Origin of the sequence: Caldivirga maquilingensis IC-167 (genome assembly GCF_000018305.1) — an archaeon.
Classification (GTDB): domain Archaea; phylum Thermoproteota; class Thermoprotei; order Thermoproteales; family Thermocladiaceae; genus Caldivirga; species Caldivirga maquilingensis.
The window spans coordinates 1,506,461-1,524,576 of record NC_009954.1; the positions used below are offsets into that span (position 1 = coordinate 1,506,461).

21 protein-coding genes are annotated in these 18,116 nt (G+C 46.3%); 16 read left to right on the top strand and 5 right to left on the bottom strand.

Features of this window, described 5'->3' with window-relative positions; translation table 11 throughout:
* Window positions 1-94 precede the first annotated feature (94 nt).
* Entirely contained in the window at window positions 95-961 is an 867-nt protein-coding gene (locus CMAQ_RS07335) for an SDR family oxidoreductase (protein ID WP_012186470.1), read from the top strand.
* A gap of 26 nt (window positions 962-987) precedes the next feature.
* Here the strand turns inward: CMAQ_RS07335 and CMAQ_RS07340 are convergent, their stop codons facing one another.
* The 5 genes from CMAQ_RS07340 to CMAQ_RS07360 are packed head-to-tail and all read right to left on the bottom strand — an operon-like array spanning window position 988 to window position 6,653.
* Entirely contained in the window at window positions 988-2,259 is a 1,272-nt protein-coding gene (locus CMAQ_RS07340; RefSeq protein WP_012186471.1) for a DUF58 domain-containing protein, read from the bottom strand.
* 10 nt (window positions 2,260-2,269) lie between these two features.
* A complete protein-coding gene (locus tag CMAQ_RS07345; RefSeq protein WP_012186472.1) occupies window positions 2,270-3,226 on the bottom strand; it encodes an AAA family ATPase in 957 nt (318 codons plus the stop codon).
* Between the two features lie 16 nt (window positions 3,227-3,242).
* Window positions 3,243-4,082 carry a DUF4350 domain-containing protein gene (locus CMAQ_RS07350; RefSeq protein ID WP_012186473.1) on the bottom strand — a complete coding sequence of 280 codons (840 nt, stop codon included), beginning with the start codon at window positions 4,080-4,082 and terminating at the stop codon, window positions 3,243-3,245.
* Window positions 4,072-5,886 carry a DUF4129 domain-containing protein gene (locus tag CMAQ_RS07355; protein ID WP_012186474.1) on the bottom strand — a complete coding sequence of 605 codons (1,815 nt, stop codon included), beginning with the start codon at window positions 5,884-5,886 and terminating at the stop codon, window positions 4,072-4,074. The genes CMAQ_RS07350 and CMAQ_RS07355 overlap by 11 nt, the downstream gene beginning before the upstream one ends.
* 50 nt (window positions 5,887-5,936) lie before the next feature.
* On the bottom strand, window positions 5,937-6,653 hold the full coding sequence (locus CMAQ_RS07360) for a hypothetical protein (RefSeq protein ID WP_048062737.1): 717 nt from the start codon (window positions 6,651-6,653) through the stop codon (window positions 5,937-5,939).
* Between the two features lie 88 nt (window positions 6,654-6,741).
* Here CMAQ_RS07360 and CMAQ_RS07365 point away from each other — a divergent pair, with 88 nt between their 5' ends.
* From CMAQ_RS07365 to CMAQ_RS07435, 15 genes are all read left to right on the top strand, one after another.
* A complete protein-coding gene (locus CMAQ_RS07365) occupies window positions 6,742-7,152 on the top strand; it encodes a hypothetical protein (RefSeq protein ID WP_012186476.1) in 411 nt (136 codons plus the stop codon).
* A gap of 10 nt (window positions 7,153-7,162) precedes the next feature.
* Complete coding sequence (locus CMAQ_RS07370; RefSeq protein WP_012186477.1) at window positions 7,163-8,185, top strand: ATP-binding protein; 1,023 nt, start codon at window positions 7,163-7,165, stop codon at window positions 8,183-8,185.
* Window positions 8,186-8,340: 155 nt separating this feature from the next.
* Window positions 8,341-8,766: a HEPN domain-containing protein gene (locus CMAQ_RS07375; RefSeq protein WP_012186478.1), complete on the top strand. Its 426-nt coding sequence runs from the start codon at window positions 8,341-8,343 to the stop codon at window positions 8,764-8,766.
* The gene (locus CMAQ_RS07380) at window positions 8,763-9,092 is read left to right on the top strand and encodes a nucleotidyltransferase domain-containing protein (RefSeq protein ID WP_012186479.1); all 330 of its coding nucleotides are present in this window, start codon (window positions 8,763-8,765) and stop codon (window positions 9,090-9,092) included. Before CMAQ_RS07375 ends, CMAQ_RS07380 begins: the two co-directional genes overlap by 4 nt.
* 1 nt (window position 9,093) lies before the next feature.
* Window positions 9,094-10,119, top strand: a complete 1,026-nt coding sequence (locus CMAQ_RS07385; protein ID WP_012186480.1) for an ATP-binding protein — start codon at window positions 9,094-9,096, stop codon at window positions 10,117-10,119.
* Window positions 10,097-10,507 (top strand): DUF86 domain-containing protein, encoded by a 411-nt coding sequence (locus CMAQ_RS07390; RefSeq protein ID WP_012186481.1) that lies wholly within the window; start codon window positions 10,097-10,099, stop codon window positions 10,505-10,507. Before CMAQ_RS07385 ends, CMAQ_RS07390 begins: the two co-directional genes overlap by 23 nt.
* On the top strand, window positions 10,491-10,880 hold the full coding sequence (locus CMAQ_RS07395) for a nucleotidyltransferase family protein (RefSeq protein WP_012186482.1): 390 nt from the start codon (window positions 10,491-10,493) through the stop codon (window positions 10,878-10,880). Before CMAQ_RS07390 ends, CMAQ_RS07395 begins: the two co-directional genes overlap by 17 nt.
* 4 nt (window positions 10,881-10,884) lie before the next feature.
* Window positions 10,885-11,901, top strand: coding sequence for an ATP-binding protein (locus CMAQ_RS07400; RefSeq protein WP_012186483.1), 1,017 nt, complete (start codon window positions 10,885-10,887; stop codon window positions 11,899-11,901).
* A 22-nt stretch (window positions 11,902-11,923) separates the two neighbouring features.
* Complete coding sequence (locus CMAQ_RS07405) at window positions 11,924-12,481, top strand: PaREP1 family protein (RefSeq protein WP_012186484.1); 558 nt, start codon at window positions 11,924-11,926, stop codon at window positions 12,479-12,481.
* Complete coding sequence (locus CMAQ_RS07410; RefSeq protein ID WP_012186485.1) at window positions 12,465-13,388, top strand: AAA family ATPase; 924 nt, start codon at window positions 12,465-12,467, stop codon at window positions 13,386-13,388. Before CMAQ_RS07405 ends, CMAQ_RS07410 begins: the two co-directional genes overlap by 17 nt.
* 1 nt (window position 13,389) lies before the next feature.
* Window positions 13,390-13,944 carry a hypothetical protein gene (locus tag CMAQ_RS07415; RefSeq protein ID WP_012186486.1) on the top strand — a complete coding sequence of 185 codons (555 nt, stop codon included), beginning with the start codon at window positions 13,390-13,392 and terminating at the stop codon, window positions 13,942-13,944.
* A 60-nt stretch (window positions 13,945-14,004) separates the two neighbouring features.
* Window positions 14,005-15,048 (top strand): glycosyltransferase family 4 protein, encoded by a 1,044-nt coding sequence (locus CMAQ_RS07420; RefSeq protein WP_232203741.1) that lies wholly within the window; start codon window positions 14,005-14,007, stop codon window positions 15,046-15,048.
* Complete coding sequence (locus tag CMAQ_RS07425) at window positions 15,041-16,033, top strand: glycosyltransferase (protein ID WP_012186488.1); 993 nt, start codon at window positions 15,041-15,043, stop codon at window positions 16,031-16,033. Before CMAQ_RS07420 ends, CMAQ_RS07425 begins: the two co-directional genes overlap by 8 nt.
* Complete coding sequence (locus CMAQ_RS07430; RefSeq protein WP_012186489.1) at window positions 16,033-17,172, top strand: glycosyltransferase family 4 protein; 1,140 nt, start codon at window positions 16,033-16,035, stop codon at window positions 17,170-17,172. Before CMAQ_RS07425 ends, CMAQ_RS07430 begins: the two co-directional genes overlap by 1 nt.
* Window positions 17,169-18,104 (top strand): NAD-dependent epimerase/dehydratase family protein, encoded by a 936-nt coding sequence (locus CMAQ_RS07435; RefSeq protein ID WP_012186490.1) that lies wholly within the window; start codon window positions 17,169-17,171, stop codon window positions 18,102-18,104. Before CMAQ_RS07430 ends, CMAQ_RS07435 begins: the two co-directional genes overlap by 4 nt.
* The last annotated feature ends 12 nt before the right edge of the window (window positions 18,105-18,116 follow it).

Here is an 18,116-nt window from a genome sequence, read left to right on the forward strand (position 1 = left end):
CTTACTTAATGCTTCTCATAATCGTAAGTGCCAAGCCTGTGTTAAGGTTTGTGAATTATGTAATTTTTATAATTGCTTAGGCGCTGGGTTAGTGATGATAATACTTGTGACTGGGGTTAGTTCATCACCGGGCTATAAGACTGCTGTTAAATTGGCTGGGATTCATGAGGTTATTGGTGTCTATAATGAGCACCCTGTTAATGTGCCTAATGCCACTGTGGTTAAGGCTGATTTAACTAAGGATGCCTCAAGGTTGATTAATGAATATAAGCCCAATGTAGTTATTCACACGGCTGCCGTGGGTAATGTTGACCAGTGTGAGGATCAACCTGACTTATGCTATAGGGTTAATGTTGAGACCTCAAGGATACTCCTCAGGGAGGCTTATAGGGTTGGTTCAGCAATATACTACTTATCAACGGACTACGTCTTCGATGGTGAGAGGGGACTGTATAATGAGGATGATGCCCCAAGGCCAATTAACTACTACGGTTTAAGTAAGCTATTGGCCGAGGAGATAACTAGGGCCCTGGGTGGCTCAATTATTAGGGTTGCCTGGGTTTACGGCACTGGGCCTGGTAGGGTGAATTTCGGTAGGACTGTGGTTGAGAAGCTTTCAAGGGGTGAGGTGGTTAATGCCATTATTGATCAGTGGTCTTCACCAACATTAAACACCATAATTGGTGAGGCAATGCTTAGGCTAGTGGAGTCAAGGTTCACTGGGGTTCTTCACGTAACCGGCCCTAGGATGAGTAGGTTTGATTTCGCTAAGGCCATAGCCAGGTACTTTAAGTTTAATGAGGATTTGGTTAAACCAATTAGGCTGAGTGATGTTAATTATAAGGCTAGGAGACCGAGGGATAGTAGCTTAAGCAATAAGAGGGCTTTAGGCATCTTGAACATACCGTTGAATGACATAGATTACGCATTATCAATATTCAAGAGTGAACTAGGCATCTGACTCCCGCGTTGGAAGAATTTATTGTGTTAGGTTAGTAGGCATTTAAAGTCCCTTAACCTTAAGCAAACCCAGTTAATCAAGTCCCCATCACCCACGATTACGGGGCTCCTTAAACCTGAGGTGGCTTGGGTTAGCCTACTGATTAATGCATTATGCATCACAGTTAAGTAACCCACGTAATCACCCCCACCGAGGATGCTTGCATTAATGTTCTCTAGGTTAGTTAAAATGAGCCTCATGGTTTCATTAAAGTTCCCCTGAGTCACCTTGAAGAACATTAATTCACCACTCCTATTCACTAAGGCTACATTAACGTATTCACCACTCAATAATGCCTGGGTCACTGTGGCCACTATTAGGCTGCCTAGTTTATCAAGCTTAACGGCATTGGTTGCGTAGGAGAAGGCTAGCACGTCCCCTGGGGCGTATGGTTCATTAAGCAGCTTAACCACGGGCTTACCTAATTGAGCAGTCTTCTTCCAGTGAATCCTCCTAATTGGGTCACCTGGCTCATACTCCCTCAGGTCTGAGATATCCCCAACACCGTACACTGAGGCCCTGGCTAAAACACCCTCAGCTAATTCAAGGGCCTGCTGAGTCCTTGGGGTAACGATAATAGGTGGGTGCCTAATTACCTTAATGACCTTAACCAACCCCCTCACATCCCTTAACTGAACCCTGATTAAAGGCCTATAGACACCACCCAGTTCAAACAATGCCGTTAACCCAAGCCTCAATTCACCACTACCCCACGTAACCTCACTCACCCTGATGCCGCCTGGGGCCTCTATTGAGGCCTCTGCATTAACCCTAGGCCTAATAATGACCCTAAGCCTATACTGCAGCGGCGTCCCGGCTACGGTTCTTAATTCACCATCAGTAGTGGCCGTGAACCTAACCAGTGAAAGCTTAACGAGGCTAATAGCCATGGCTAATAGAATGTAGATTAACGGCACCGCTAATTGCAGTGCAGTGTATGGGTTAATGAGTATGTAGGCTATTAGCACTGAGGCGGCTATGGGTGTTATGTAGGCTAGGGGTTGGTTAATGCGCCTCAACCTAAGTACTGAGTCGAGTATGGGTATTATGGCTAATTCCAATACTAAACCCAGCGGGAATTGGATTAAGCCTGCTACGGCTATGTTAACTAGCGTTAAGGCTTCATCACGCCTACCCCAGTGGGTTAATTCAAGGATTAGGAGTATTACTGATGAGGCAAGCACCACTGGGTTGCTTACACCAAGCAGTATGTATAATGCCGGTAGTATCTTCCTAACCACACTGGTGTTAAGCCTCATGGTTTAACCATCACTCAGTTACCATATAGACTGGTGGCTGAACCCTATTGAGTGCATCGTTAATTACATCAATGGGCCTTAGAGTGTTGGCGAATTCAGGCCTTAGAATAATCCTATGGCTTAATGCCGGTGGTACAGCCACCTTAACGTCATCTGGGGTTACGTAATCCCTACCGTTGAGTAGGGCTATGGCCCTTGATAACTTAAGTACGCTTATTGAAGCCCTGGTGCTTAATGGTAGTAGAAGCCTCCCATCACTCCTAATGGCGTCAGTAATATTCATTATGTAATCAATAACATCATCACTAGCGTAAACCCTAGAGGCTTGGTCCATTAAGTCCAGGAAGTCATCAATGACCTTAGGGTTATTATCCCGTGAATTCACCATGGATTCAATACTATTGAGACTGGATAGGATGCGTCTCTCATTATCCCTATCAACGTAACCTATGGTTAAACTAGCCATGAACCTATCCAACACGGCTATGGGTAATTGCCTAGTTATACCCAACTCCACCTCCTCAACATTCATCGTGGCTAAAATCACATGAGGTTTAGGTAATTGAAGCGGGTTTCCATCCAACGTAACCTGAGCCTCCTGCATTGCCTCAAGGAGGGCTGATAATGTCCTTGGCGGGGCCCTATTAATCTCATCTAGTAGAACAACGTTGGCGAATATTGGACCCTTAACAACCCTAGCCTCCCCATCCCTAGTATAGGCCACGAAGCCGAGTATGTCTGATGGGAGTGTCTCATTAGTTACCTGAACCCTCTTGAAACTACCCCCAATGGCCTTGGCTAGGGCCTTGGCTAAGGTTGTCTTACCACTACCCACAGGCCCCATTAATAATGCGTGGCCACCAGCCATGACTGTGGCTAGGAGCACATTAATTGCGTAGTCGTTACCCATGAAGACTCCACTAATGAAACCCCTAATTCTGTTAAGGGCCTCAGTAACACTGCTCATTCAGTATGCGGGTTGATTAAGTGTTTTTATGTTTTGCCAAAGCCAATGAGGCTATGATTAATGGAGCCATAACCATAATGTAGTTCACAGGCCTTAGACTTAAGTAGGCGTAGGCCTCAATGAAGAATCCCCTAAGCCTCAACTGGGGGTTATTGGCTAACAGTGGCTCAAGGAACCCCACAGTCCTATTAACGCATAACGCCTTTAGGAGTTGGGAATTATTGAATTCACCAATGAGTGAATTCATGAAGACTGATGGCGTTGAGGCAACAATCAAGTAACCCCTACCGTACTTAACATAAACCATGACTGGGTAAGGCCCCACAGTTGAGGAGACTAGGCTGGATTGGCTTGAATAAGCCATAACAGTGGCGCCACCTGAAACCACTATTGGTGACGCATTATCTAGGACTACGGTTAATGACTCATTAACAATAGTAGTATTAACCACAGTACCTATTATCACGTAGGGGTTACCTAGGTTAAACAATGGATCCGTAATAACGCCACCACCAATAGTCACGTTAACGTGGAGCCCGCTTAAAACCGCGTTCCCATACATTAAACCATTACTCAACACTACTAACCAACCACCATTAGTCAAGAAGCCCCTTAACTCATTAATTAATCGAGCGGATGGAGGCGTCTGCGGTATCAGGATTAATAATGATGCATTATTCACATTACTCAAGCCGTATAATTGCTTAAACCCGCATAGGGCTGAGGCCCTGGAGTAACCATCCCAATTGGGGTTATTGACATCATAAGGTATGTTAGTGGGCGCCATTGATACAGCAATCAGTATGGTTAATAAGACCACCATCGCCAAGGCTACGGCCACTAGGCTAGTCCTCATGGTTAATCAACCCCCTAAGCAACTCCTCAACACGCTTAACGACACCCTGACTAATAACCCTACTGGAGTATACTGCCTCCTCGTAAATACCCAATAACTCACTAACGGTGAGGTACTCCCCACTACTCAACAGGCCCCTGACCCTACTCAAGTACTCCCTTGGTGTCTCACTGGGGTTAGGTGCGTTACCAGTCTTGTTAATAATATGCCTTAAAGCCTTGGAGAATTGGGTTACGATTATTCTCACGTTGGGGTCATTGAGCCTACTTGAATCATAGGGGATTAGTAATGGTAACTGCTTAACCTCAACCCCACTAACAGGGACCTTAACCTCATTAACCCCATGTTCACTAGGGCCACTAATACTCCTCCTATTATACATTAGTAGTATGGTTAAGGCAAGGATCAAGGGTGCTGTTAATTGAATAGGGTTAATGACTAGTGCATTGAAGTAGAGTATTGATTGAGCGTAGGGTGGTCTTCCACCAGCCACTATAGTGAATTTGTAGACCCCTGAACCAAGGGTTAACGGTAGTTTAACAGGGATGACTTCATGACTCCTACTTAAAATGAATGACTCATTACCACTGGGAGTCACTAAGGTTACATTAACCCCAGTAGCATTAAGTGGAGTCAACTCAACCGCAATACCCGTAGGCATACCGGTGACTAGGGTTGGTGCCTTAACCTTAACACTGGGGCTTAGGGCGATTATTGTGGCGTTAATACTAAGTGAAACTGGGGCGTAGGGGCCCTTGGGTTCGGCGTACAGGGTGATATTGACTACACCAGGCCTTAGGGGGCTTGTGGGTATTGATGCGTTGAAGAACCCTAACTCATCAGTGGTTGTGTTAATCCTAATTGAACCAGCCTTAATTGAAACAACCCTACCTGAACCATTAACGAAACCCATTATTATTATTGGTGAACCCCATAGTGTTGGCTTAGCCTCAGCGATGATTGTTGAGTTAAGGGTGTTAACAGTAATGTTAACAATACCCCTGGCTGGTAGGTAGGTTGAGTATATTGATGAGTTGAAGACTGCGGTTAAGTCAACCACATGCCCGTAAACCCTCAGTGAACTTATGGTTAAGTTAAACCACCCACCTAGACTAGTCTTAGTCACGTTGATTAAGGTATCATTAATCATTACTGCTATTGAGGCGTTAACAATGGGTTCACCCAGGGCGTTAATCAACCTACCCGTAACCACTAAACCCTCCCCGGGCACTACATTAGTGGCGTTAACGTGGATAATAATCCTTGTTCCAGTGTAGTTCGTGTTCAGTACCCTTAGGAATGATTCATTAAGCCTAATCAAGTAATCCACCAGTGACTTATTATAGGATTCAATGTACTGCCCATACTCAGGGGGTAGTATGCTAATGAGCTTAGCCAGGAGTGGGATTAGTGAATTATAGATGCTTGAAGCCTCATTAACACCATTAAGTGCAATTAACCTAGCCCCAGTTAAGTTACCGTTAAGGAACGCCTTAGTCATGGATTCATTATACTGCCTCAACTCCAGGAGGCTAAGTAACGTGTTACCAGCCTCCCCGGTTATGGCGCCTTCAATGACCGGGGCTAGGTTAGTCTTGGCAATGGCCTTGATTAATGATGTTAATTGCGTATTATTCAGTAGTGATGGTTGATTAACGTAGTATTGGACGAGTGGTGCCGGTGTTGTTGAGGTTACTGTGTAGACGTGGGGGCTTGGTTGGGTGATTAGGCGCGTTAAGTATGCTGAGGTTAGTAGGATCGCAACCATTGTTAAGGCTATGGCTATGCTTCTCACATTCACCATGGTTCATTCACCGGTGGAAATTCATTAACGCATTCAATGCACGGCATCGTTCACTGTGTGGTTAGGGGTCTTAGGTTTATTAAAATTGCGTTACCCCTAGCCTCCTCACCATCAATGACCACGGGCCTGCCTAGGGATTCCGCTACCAGGGATGCGACTATTGATGCCATTGGTGAACCAAGCACAGTATTCACTATTGTGCCGTCGTATGGGTTAATTAACCTAGGCCTATTAACCAAAACCACCACTGAGTCGCCTGTAAATGTTGCCTCAACACCCTTGGCTAAGGATAGGTGGTTCACAATGCAGTTGCTTAACGTTGAATTCAAGTCACTGGACACTGAGCCGACGCTTAGGCACTCCTCAACGGCCCTAGACCCCATTGACCTAACCTTAATCCCCACATCACCTGGACCGGGACCATACTTAACCATGAATCCCCTAGGCACAATACCGCTTAACTTAACGTCACCCCACTGGGGTATGAGGGCGTAGGGCTTAGAGTCCTCAACCATGCTTGAGGGTAGGTAAATGGCCCTTGAAGCAGTGCCCACGCTTTCTAGGAGTAGGGCTAGGTTATCCCATGATGAGGATGATAACCTAAGCTCAGTCTCCTGAAGCACACCCTCACCCCAATTAGCCAGTAAACCCACTAGTGCCGTTGATACGCCGAGTATCATTAATGGTGTTGAATCAATAACCAGTAACCCAATTACCGCAACCCCAATACCAAGGATGATTAGGCTTAGGCCTAATTCACCATTCACATTAAACCAAGCCACGTTTAATTTAAATGCTTAGCGCAAACCCAGTAACCGTTAACGCTTAAATACCTGAATCAGCATCCTTAGTGGAATGTTCACTTCCCTCAAGGAGGCCCAGTTACTGGTTAAGGAATTCCTAAGTAGGAGTATTGATAATGTTGGCTTAAGTCTCATTTCAACAATTAGGAGGAGGGCTATTAGGCTTAACGCGTGGTGGAGGCTTAACCCAATTAAGAGGGGCCTCCTTGAGGCGGCTTTAACCTACATGAGGCGTGGGGGTTCATTTAAGTCGAGGATTGCCTTAACCATGATTAAGGATGCCGTGGTGGATGCCTTAACAATAATACTCACAGGCAGCATCAGGTTCATGGCCTACGTAGTGGGGTTAAGGTTAATGAGTAGGCTTAGCCACATGCCCCACGCCTTAAAGTCCTGGGAATTAATCATACTGGGTATACAATGGTTAAACACACCCCTAATATACAGAGCACCATTAATCTAAGCCATGCAAAATGAGGCGCATTAAGCTAAGATTCTCAGGGCAGGAGATTGAATTCACAGACCGTGAAGTAGCCATTAGGCAGATTGAGAAATTGGCTGAGAAGGGTACGTGGAACCCAGTAGTCATATACGGGCCTGAGGGTTGCGGTAAGTCCGCGTTCTTAAAGCAAGCTGTTGAGGTTCTTGGGGAGTATGATTACTCTGTTGTTAAGGTAAGTCCACTTGAGGATGAGTCCAATGAGAAGTTAAGGTACTCTGAGGAGTTGAGGGGATTGTTCAGGGACATAATGACCCGCATACCCACCCCCTTCAATGATGCGTCAGCCTTAATTGACATAGCTATCTCACTACTCTACGATGTGGTGAGGAGGAGGATTAGGCGAAAAATAGCCCTACTAGCCGATGACGTATTCCAGGCCATTGGCCTAGACAAGGCAGAACTACTAGTTAAAAGACTCCTAAACATGATAGAGTACTCATCGGTTGATTATGAAAGGATTGTGGTGATAGTGGCCACAAGTGAGGGGGTGACTTGGGGGCGTATTGGGCGTCATAGGTGGGCTGAGATAATGGCAATGTGGAACATGCCCAGGGAGGGGTTTGGGAAGCTTTACAACGCATTGCCTGGGCCGAAACCACCATTTGAGGAAGTATGGAGGTGGACGGGCGGGAACCCTAAGGCATTGGAAATGCTGTATAAGAAGGGATGGGATATAAATAATGTGGTGAATGAAGTAATCTTTCAACGTAAAGTAACGGAGCTAGTAAGTCAGCTGAACGAGACGGAAAAGGAGATACTGGAGCAGGCATTGGAGGATCCAGACGTATTACTGAGAAGAATCCGCGATGGAGAAAAACTACTGAACACGCTAATAGACATGAACCTCGTATTGAGAGTGCCTGAATTCAGGACTGAGTACTTATGGGTCGACCAACCACCACCTGAGAGGGATCTTGGACTCGGCATTGGCAGGTACTACACGTGGCAGACGCCGCTGCACAGGGAGGCTGTGAGGAGAGCCTTGGAAAACTGAACATGTTAACGCTAATTCATGGATTATTAAATGAGAGTAATGTGGAGTACACTGTTCAGTTTAACCATAGCCCTCAAGTACTAGTTAAAGTAATTGAATCAAGTCATGTTGCAGTACACTACCATTCCTAAGGAAATAGAATTAGACTATTTAGAGTGAGCGGCGAGTACCCTGCTATTCTTAGGAGGAGGGCCGAGGCCATGCTGGCACTAGCTCAGAGGTTACTGAATGAGGGTGAGTATGATCTGGCAGTACTCAATGCGGAGTACGCAGCACAACTATACCTCAAAAGCCTACTCTATAGGTTAACTGGGGAGGAGTGGCGAGGGCACGGTATACGTGAACTCCTTGGGGCACTGGCCGTGGCGTTAAAAAACCTAAACCAGGATGAAGGGGCTGATGAGGTGGCGGAGTACGTTAGGAGGTATAGGGCGTATCTAGCGGAGTTGGAGGAGGGGCATGTTAGGTCCGTGTACGGTGTTTACAGCTACGGGAGGGACCAGGCGGAGGCCCTGGTCTCCACGGCAGGAAACCTCATAAGCTTCCTCCAAAAAATAGAGAGGGGGGTTTTCGGCGAATGATGGATGAGAGGTTAAGCATGCTCAGGGAGTGGAGGGAATGGGCGAGGGCGGTGGCGGAGGCGGTGAAGAGGGTTAGGGGGGATGCGGAGGTTTACGTAATTGGGGGTGCAGTCGAGGGTAGGCTTACGGTACTAAGCGACATAGATGTACTCATAGCCCTACCACAAAGCCCAAGCCTCCAGGAGGCTGCAAAACTAAGGGCAGAGGTATGGGTTGAGATGGAGAGGATGGGACTACCACCACACTTACCAATAGAGCTGCACATAATAGGTACGGAACAACTAGCCAGGTACATCAAGGGGAAGCCCGTGGTGAGGTTAGCGTAGCATGAAGCGGGTAAAACTCAGGTTTGCGGACCGTGAGGTGGAGTTCGTGGATAGGGAGGTGGCAATAAGGCAAATTGAGGAATTGGCTGGAAAAGGCACATGGTGGCCCCTGGTAATCTACGGGCCTGAGGGTTGCGGGAAATCAGCACTCCTTAAACAAGCCATTGAGGTGCTTAGAGAATATGGTTACGAAGTTTCATACATAAGCCCACTGTCCAGGTCTGGGGAGGATAGGTTCACCCTCACAGAGGGATTGAGGCGGTTAGTAACGGGCGTTGGCTCACTGCTAATTGGCGATGCATCAAGACTGATTAACATAGCCGTGGAGTTACTCTATGACGCGGTCAGGAAAAGGCTCACAGGGAGGATAGCCTTATTAGCCGATGATGTCTTCCAAGCCATTGGACTAGATAAAGCGGAATTGCTCGTAAAGGGACTACTAAACATGGTAGAGTACCCATCAGTTGATTATGAGAAAATCGTCATACTCGTATCCTCAAGTGAAGGAATAACCTGGGAACGTATTGGGCGTCATAGGTGGGCTGAGATAAAGATCATGTGGAGCATGCCCAAGGAGGGGTTTAGGCAATTATATGAGCAAGTACCGGGACCAAAGCCGGACTTTGAACAAGTATGGAGATGGACTGGTGGAAACCCAGAAATGTTAGAGAGACTCTATGGGGCAGGCTGGGACATTAACGGCATAATCAACGACATGATTAAGGACAGGAAACTAGACATTATGGTGAAAACCCTAGACAGGGAGCAGGTGCAGATACTAAGGCGGGCCATTGAGGACCCAGATGTGATTTATGATGAGGCGGCTAGGGCTATGCCGCTAATGGATAAATTAATCGAGAATAACCTAATCATCAGGATATGGTACAGGGAGCAAAGGGTGTGGATCGATCAACCACCTGAAAAAGACCCAGAACTGGGCATAGGCACCCACTTCGCCTGGCAGACGCCAATGCACAGGGAGGCCGTGAGGAGGGTGCTGGGCAATGAACTTGAAAGGCATAGATGAAAACTACGTGACAAGCCTAATGAGGGACATTGAGGGTGTAATAAATGAAATCGTAAACATATCCTCAAAACCATTCAATGAACTATCCACTGCGGAGAAATACGCAATTAGATACGGCATAATAGTAATCGCAGAAGCACTAACAGCCCTGGGCATCGAGCCCGAACCCCCAATCCACGCACTCAGGGTACTAAGGGACAACGGACTTTTAACCCTAAACGAGTGTGATGAACTCGAAAGGCTCATAAGGCTAAGGAACCTCCTCGTACATAGGTACTGGACCGTGGATGATAGGAGGATTTACGAAAACATAAAGGGAGACTTCAAACACATACTCAACCTAATTGATAGATTAAAGAGGGTGCAAAACCATGACAACAGTATTTAAGTACTACAGGCTTAATGAGGAGGAGAGGAGGAGGGTCGCCGAGAAACTGAGGGAGGTCCTCGTAACCGAGGGGGTGAAGTTAGCAATAATCTTCGGAAGCTTCATAGAGCTAGGGAGCTTCAGGGACATAGACATCGCAGTATACCTAGAAGACCCAGGGGACCTTGACAAAATCCTAAGGCTAGGAGTAAAACTCGAAGACACAATCAAAATCCCGGTGGACGTAGTCCCAATCCAGGAACTACCACCAAAGCTCAGGCATAAAATACTAACCAAGGGCATGGTCATACTAGAGGAACCAGGCATGTACGAGGCGCTATGGTCTCAAACAATGGATGAATTAACAATAATGAACACAACAAACACCCACTGAGCACATGAAGAGGGTAAGGCTGAGGTTCGCTGGGCGCGAGGTGGAGTTCGTGGATAGAGAAGCCGCTATTAAGTGGATCGGGGAGCTGGCTGAGAGGGGCACCGGCTTAGTCCGCGTAGTTTATGGGCCCGAGGGTTGTGGTAAGTCTGCGTTGTTTAAGCAAGCCGTGGAGGTCCTCAGGGACCACGGCTACGAGGTCTCGTACATAAGCCCACTGTCTAGAGCCGATGAGGACAGGCTAATCCTCACCGAGGGGCTTAGGAAATTGTTCGTGGACCTTGGGTCCGTCTTCGTTGGTGACGCAGCAAGACTAATCGACACAGCCGTGAAATTGCTATACGACGCAGTGAGGAGGAGGCTTACAGGGAGGATAGCCCTACTCGCCGATGACGTATTCCAAGCAGTAGGGCTGGACAAAGCTGAGCTGTTAGTCAAAGGATTCCTAAACATGATAGAGTACCCGCCGGTTGATTATGAGAAGATAGTCGTAATAGTGGCGTCGAGCGAAGGCGTCACAAGGGGGAGAGTGGGTAGGCACAGGTGGGCGTTTTTACACATCATGTGGAACATGCCCAGGGAAGGCTTCGAGAAACTCTACGAGGAAATACCTGGGCCAAAGCCCCCGTTTGAAGACGTGTGGAAATGGACCGGTGGGAACCCCAAGGCGCTGGAAACCCTCTGGGAATTAAACTGGGACGTAGACAGATACGTAGACAACGTGATAAAGTCGAGAGAGCTTATGAAAATGGCGGCGGAGCTAAGCAGCGCAGAAACCGAAATACTGACACAGTCGCTGGATGACCCGGACGTCCTCTTAAAACGGTACAGGGAGGCCAAGGGACTCGTGCAGAGACTTATAGAGAACAACTTGATAATAGAGATATGGAAAAGGGACCAGGACTGGGTGGACGTGCCGCCGCCCGAGAGGGATCCCGAGCTGGGCATCGGAAAATACTTCGCCTGGCAAACACCAATGCACAGGGAAGTGGTAAAGAGGGTACTCGAGGAAACAAAAACATAAACCCCCACACAACCAAACACACATGGCAACCATAACAATACCCAAGAAACTATACGAAGCACTAAGGAAACACGGAATAGACGTAGAGACAAAGGCAATTGAGGCACTACTAAAAGAAGCCCAACTAGACCCCAATGAAGAAGCCGAGATACACCTAGAACTAGCACAAAAACTCCTCAATGAAGGCGAAGCACTGATCGAGAAGGACCCCATACAAGCAGGCGAGAAGCTGTATAAGGCGGCCGAGGAAAGCGTCAAGGCGCTAGCCATACACTACAACCTAAAGGACATACTCGAAAAAGCGAGAGATAGAGGTAGATGGACAGTTACGGAGCTCGAAAAAGCAGTCCTCCAGATCTCGAGCAGAGCCGGCGAGTGGTTCAGAAGAGCCTGGGACGCAGCATGGACACTACATGTATGGGGATTCCACGAAGCAAAATTCGACAGCGAGGACGTGAGGGAGAGGGAGCCCGACATTAAGAGAATAATTGAGGAGGCGATAAAAGCGATAGGCAGGGACGGGGAGAACAAAGACTTTAAAGACACCACGGACAATAAACACAGTGAAACTACACATTAAGAACTGGAGAAGCATAGAGGAAGTAGAGATAGAACTAAAGCCAGTAACAATAATCATGGGGCCAAACGACGCAGGGAAATCAAGCCTCGCATACGCACCGTACTTCCTAACAAAAACCATCAAGTGGAGAGACGCAAACAAAGTACTAAAATTACTATACGGCACAGAACTAAACAACATCGCAAGGCACGAATACGACAAACCACAATACCCAGTAATAATCGAAGTAGACGGAGCACGCTTCAAGGCTCAAAACCCCAACGATGTAAAGAAAGCCGACATAGAGATAGCTGGGGAAAGTCCCTGGAACGACGGCTACCTACTACCATCGGGAAGGCTTACCTTCATGAAAATGCTACGAATAGTGCCTAGAATCCTCAGACAGATAACAAGAACACGAGACTATTCAGCATTTCCACCACCGATGTACCTATTCCTCGATGATTTAGTGAGGATTCACGGGATTGGCCCCCTACTACTGGAGCATGAACTAACCGAGTACACAGACCCATTTGCAAAAGCAAAACTACCACTAAACCTAGCACCAGACGGAACCACAGACCACTCACTAATAAACCTCTTCATAAACAACGTCCAGGAAGGCAGCCTACTAATCATCGAGGAACCAGAAATACACAAAAACCCAACCCTAGTGATAGAACTCACAAGACAAATAACACAGGAAGCAATAAACAAAAAACTAACAATAATAATAACAACACACAGCGACATAATACCACAAACAATAGCCAAAACCGTGGAAGAAGGCAAAACAAAGCCGAACAACGTAGCAATCTACTACCTAGAGAGAAAACCCTGGACACAGGCAAGGGAACTAAAGATCCACGAAGACGGCACAATAGAGGAACTACCAGACGTGGAGAAAATAATCACGGAATTATTCTAACATGACCCTACACGTAATCCTAGACCACTCAGCACTCATACCCTGCGGAGACAAGCCAAAGGAGGAGAAAGAGGCGATAAGAGAGATCATGAATAGGATCATGGACATAGACGTAACATGGCACGTAACCGGATACTACCTTAAAGTACTAAACACGGTACTCAACAAAAACCTAAAGAACCACCACCCACTCCCCAGGTTACTAGCATCATTAGAAAGAACAAAAAGATACCTCCTGGAACTCTCAAGGAGCAAACAAATTATATGCAAACCACGCAGGCTTAAAAGCTTAAAAATACACGTAATAGCAAGGAAGGCCTCGGAAAGGGTAGAGATACCCCATAGCGAAAGACTAAACGAGATAAACAACGAAGACGTAGAAATAATCGCAATAGGATTGACAATTGCAGAAAGAATAAAAGGCGAAAAACCAGTGTACATAGTCACGACAGACACAAAACTTGAAGAAGCCATAGATGAACTAGAGAAACTAGGAATAAAAGAATTAAAGGCAATAACACCAAGCAAATTATTAGAAGAATTACCAAAACAATGAAAGCATAGAAGCATGAGGATAGTACACGTAGCACCATTTTATAAACCGGTAATAGGCGGCGTGGAGGAGGTAGTGCAAAGAATAGCGGAGTACACAGCAGCTAGGGGGCATGAGGTACACGTAATCACATACAATAGGCTCAGGACAGGAGGCAAAGGTGCACTACCAAGGGAGGAATGGATCAATGGGGTGCATGTAATAAGGCTGAAACCAAACTTAACATGGAGTCACGGAACATACAGTAGGGAACTACCTGAAGTACTTAGGAAACTAAAGCCAGACCTAGTCCATGTGCACGTGTGGAGGCACCCACATGTAATCCAGGTGGCAAGGCTAAGGAGGGAGATGGGATTCAAAGCGATACTGCATGGTCATGCACCATTCCATAAACTAAACCAAGTGGGGCCAATAACCTGGACATATTATAAACTCGTAGACACAACGCTAAGAAGCATCCTAAAGAATTACGACACATACATAGCATTAACGAAACATGAAGCAGAAACAATAAGGAGAATGGGACTAGAAGAAGACAAAATAATGGTAATACCGAATGGAATAAACCAGGATCAATGCATACTAAGCAATGAAAGAGAGGACATGGTACTTTACCTGGGTAGAATCAGTAAGGTAAAGAACATTGAATTACTAGTAAAGGCCGCGAAATACATAAAGCATGCACAATTAGTAATTGCAGGGCCAGATGAAGGACTAATAAATACAATACTACAATATGCAGGAAAACACAACATAGAAGTAAAGTATCTAGGCGCAGTGAGTGAGGAAAAGAAACATGAATTATACCTAAAAGCCAAGGCCTATGCACTACCATCAATATATGAACCATTTGGAATAACACTACTCGAAGCAGGAATACACGCAACACCAAGCGTGATAACGGGGAATGGGGGACAAGTCTACGCAGCACCACCAGGTAAGGCAAGCCTATGGGCAGAACCAAAGCCGGAGAAATACGCTGAAGCCATCATACAACTGCTAACCGACCAAGAGCTACATAGGAGATTAAGCCAAGGCGCTCTTCAGCACGCTGAACAACACCTATGGAGCAAAATACTACCAAGGTACGAGGAAATATATGGCTAAACCATTAATCAGTGTAGTAATTACGGCATATAATAGGAGGGAGTACTTAAGGTACGCTGTTAAATCGGTGCTAAACCAAACCTTGGATAGAAACTTCTATGAAGTAATAGTCATAAAGAACTTCGAAGACTCATACACAGACAAATTAATTGAAGGAGTGGGTAGAACAATAAACGTAGACATAGCATCAATAGGCGCAAAAATAGCCCTGGGAATAAGGGAGTCTGAGGGTGAAGTGGTGGCATTCCTTGAAGATGACGACTTATGGCATAGTAGGAAGCTAGAGCATGTAGCCGAGGCATTCAGAAATAACAATGACCTAATGTACTACCACCACAATACATACGCAATAGATAAATACGGAAACATAATACATGACTCGCTCATTGAGAGGACGAACATAAATAATTACGTATATGCCAGCAACGAAGATGAGAAAATGAAAGTATTCAAACAGTATGGTTGGGGCCTTGGTCTCAGGAACAGCTCCATAGCCGTAAGAAGGGATGTATACGAAAAATACGCACCTATAATAAGACTCCTCCCAGATGCGGTGGATGTGGCACTATACCTGGTAGCGTTAAGCGTAAAGGGTTCAATAATTCATGAACCACGGAGATTAATGTTCTTTAGAATACACGAGACAAACACAAGTAGCGTGAGATTCGCACCACAGAGTGAAAGGCTACATAGGGTAGCCGTGAACTCTGTAAAACATACCATAGCAAGATATGCACTAGCAACCATCGCCAGGCACATAAAGCCCCAACTAACCAGATACGCAGGCTATGACGAAGCATCAATAGTAGCGGGCATATTAGCAAATTGGAGGGGATACACGGCAGTAATGAGTTTAAATTTATTAAATCATTGTAAATCACTAACATGCCTAGCAACGGCAATACTAGGCATTATAAACACAATAAGCCCAGAACTAACGAAGAGAATCATCACACTATACTACACTAAAGGATTCAGACTCTAATGATAATAGTACACACGCATCATCACTACTGGCCGGTAGCGGGAGGAATAGAAAATGCAATTAAATACCTCGCCGAGGAACAGGCAAAACTTGGTCACGAGGTGCACATAGTAACGGGCACCTATGGAGCCCAGAAAAGACCTAGGGAGGAAGAAATAAACGGTGTGCACGTACATAGAATTAAGGCGTGGAGATTAGGCTACCCAGACCTAACAATACCAAGGGAAACACCTAGGGAACTGCTCAAGAGGGCTGACGTGATTCATGCTCACTCACAAAACAGCTTATTCTCAGTGAGAATAGCCCAGGAGGCACATGAGCTAGGTGTTAAGGTAGCCATACACTACATGGCTGTCGACACCCTCCAAACACACCCAAACCCAGCCATAAGGCTCCTTGGACCAATATACGCCAGGAGAAACCTAGAAATGGCAAAGGAAATAGCGGACATACACCTAGCAAGAAGCAAAAGGGACGTAGAAAAACTAAGAAAATACGGAATACAAGCACACTACCTACCAGACGCAATACCAAAACACTACCTAACAAAACCCAAAGCAGACCCAGAGGAATTCAGGAGGAAATACGGAATAACACAGGACAAACTATTCATATACATAGGAAGAATACACAAACTCAAGGGACCACACGTACTAGTCAAGGCGCTACCATACCTAAGCAACGACATAGCAATAATAATGGCAGGACCAGACAACGGATACCTAAAACAAACCCTAGAACTAGCCAATAAACTACACGTGAAAGACAGACTATATTACCTAGGCTACGTAGACGAAGATACAAAAATAAACGCCATAGACGCATCAACGGCGCTAGTCCTACCATCAACCACAGACTATGTAGAGGTATACCCCATGACAATAACCGAGGCATGGGCAAGAGAAAAACCAGTAATAGCCACAAACGTAGGAGGAATACCATACAGGGTAACACACGGCATAAACGGACTAATAATACCACCAAACAACCCACAGGAACTAGCCAAAGCAATACAACAACTAGCAAACAACCCAGAAAAGACACAACAAATGGGTAAGGAGGGTAAAAAGGAAATCAAGACATGGGACGAAATCGCAAAAGAAACCATAAAAATATACAACACCACAAACAACCCATGAAAGCCCTAATAACAGGAGGGGCAGGATTCATAGGAAGCCACCTAGTAGATAAACTACTAGCAAGGGGCTACCAAGTCAAGGTAATAGACAACCTAAGCACGGGAAGAATAGAAAACATAACCCACGTACTAAACAAAATACAATTCACCAAAACAGACCTAAAAAACATAGAAGACACACTAAAAGCACTCAAAGACACAGACGTAATATTCCACTTCGCGGCAAACCCGGAGGTCAGGGTCAGCACAGTCAGCCCTGAGGTGCACTTCAACGAGAACGTGGTCGCCACGTTCAACCTGCTCGAGGCAATGAGGAGGATGGACGTGAGGGAGATTGTGTTCGCGTCGTCTAGCTCGGTCTACGGGGAGCCTGAGGAAATACCGGTAAGCGAGGACGCGCCAACAAGGCCCGTCTCGGTCTACGGAGCGAGTAAGGCGGCCTGCGAAAATCTGATACACGCGTACTCAAGGCTCTACGGGATGAAGGCGGTGATCCTGAGGTACGCGAACGTGGTTGGGCTGAGGCTGAGGCACGGTGTAATATACGACTTAATCATGAAATTAAGGAAGGACCCAACCAGGCTGGAGGTGCTCGGCGATGGGACCCAGGTCAGGAGCTACATACACGTGGATGACGCCGTGGAGGCAACGTTAATAGCCCACGAGAGGACTGGAGGCGGCTACCACGTATTCAACGTGGCGAGCGAGGACTGGATAACCGTGGACGAAGTCGTAAACATAATCACGGAGGAACTCGGGGCAAAGCCAGAGATAATCCACAAACCAATCCTACATGGCGTTGGCTGGCCAGGGGACGTGAAGAGGATAGCCCTGAGGATAGACAGGCTCAGGGAGCTGGGCTTCAAGCCGAGAATGAATAGTAAAGAAGCCGTGAGGGTTACCGTAAAGGCACTAATCAGGGAATCAGGATAATCATGGAATTAG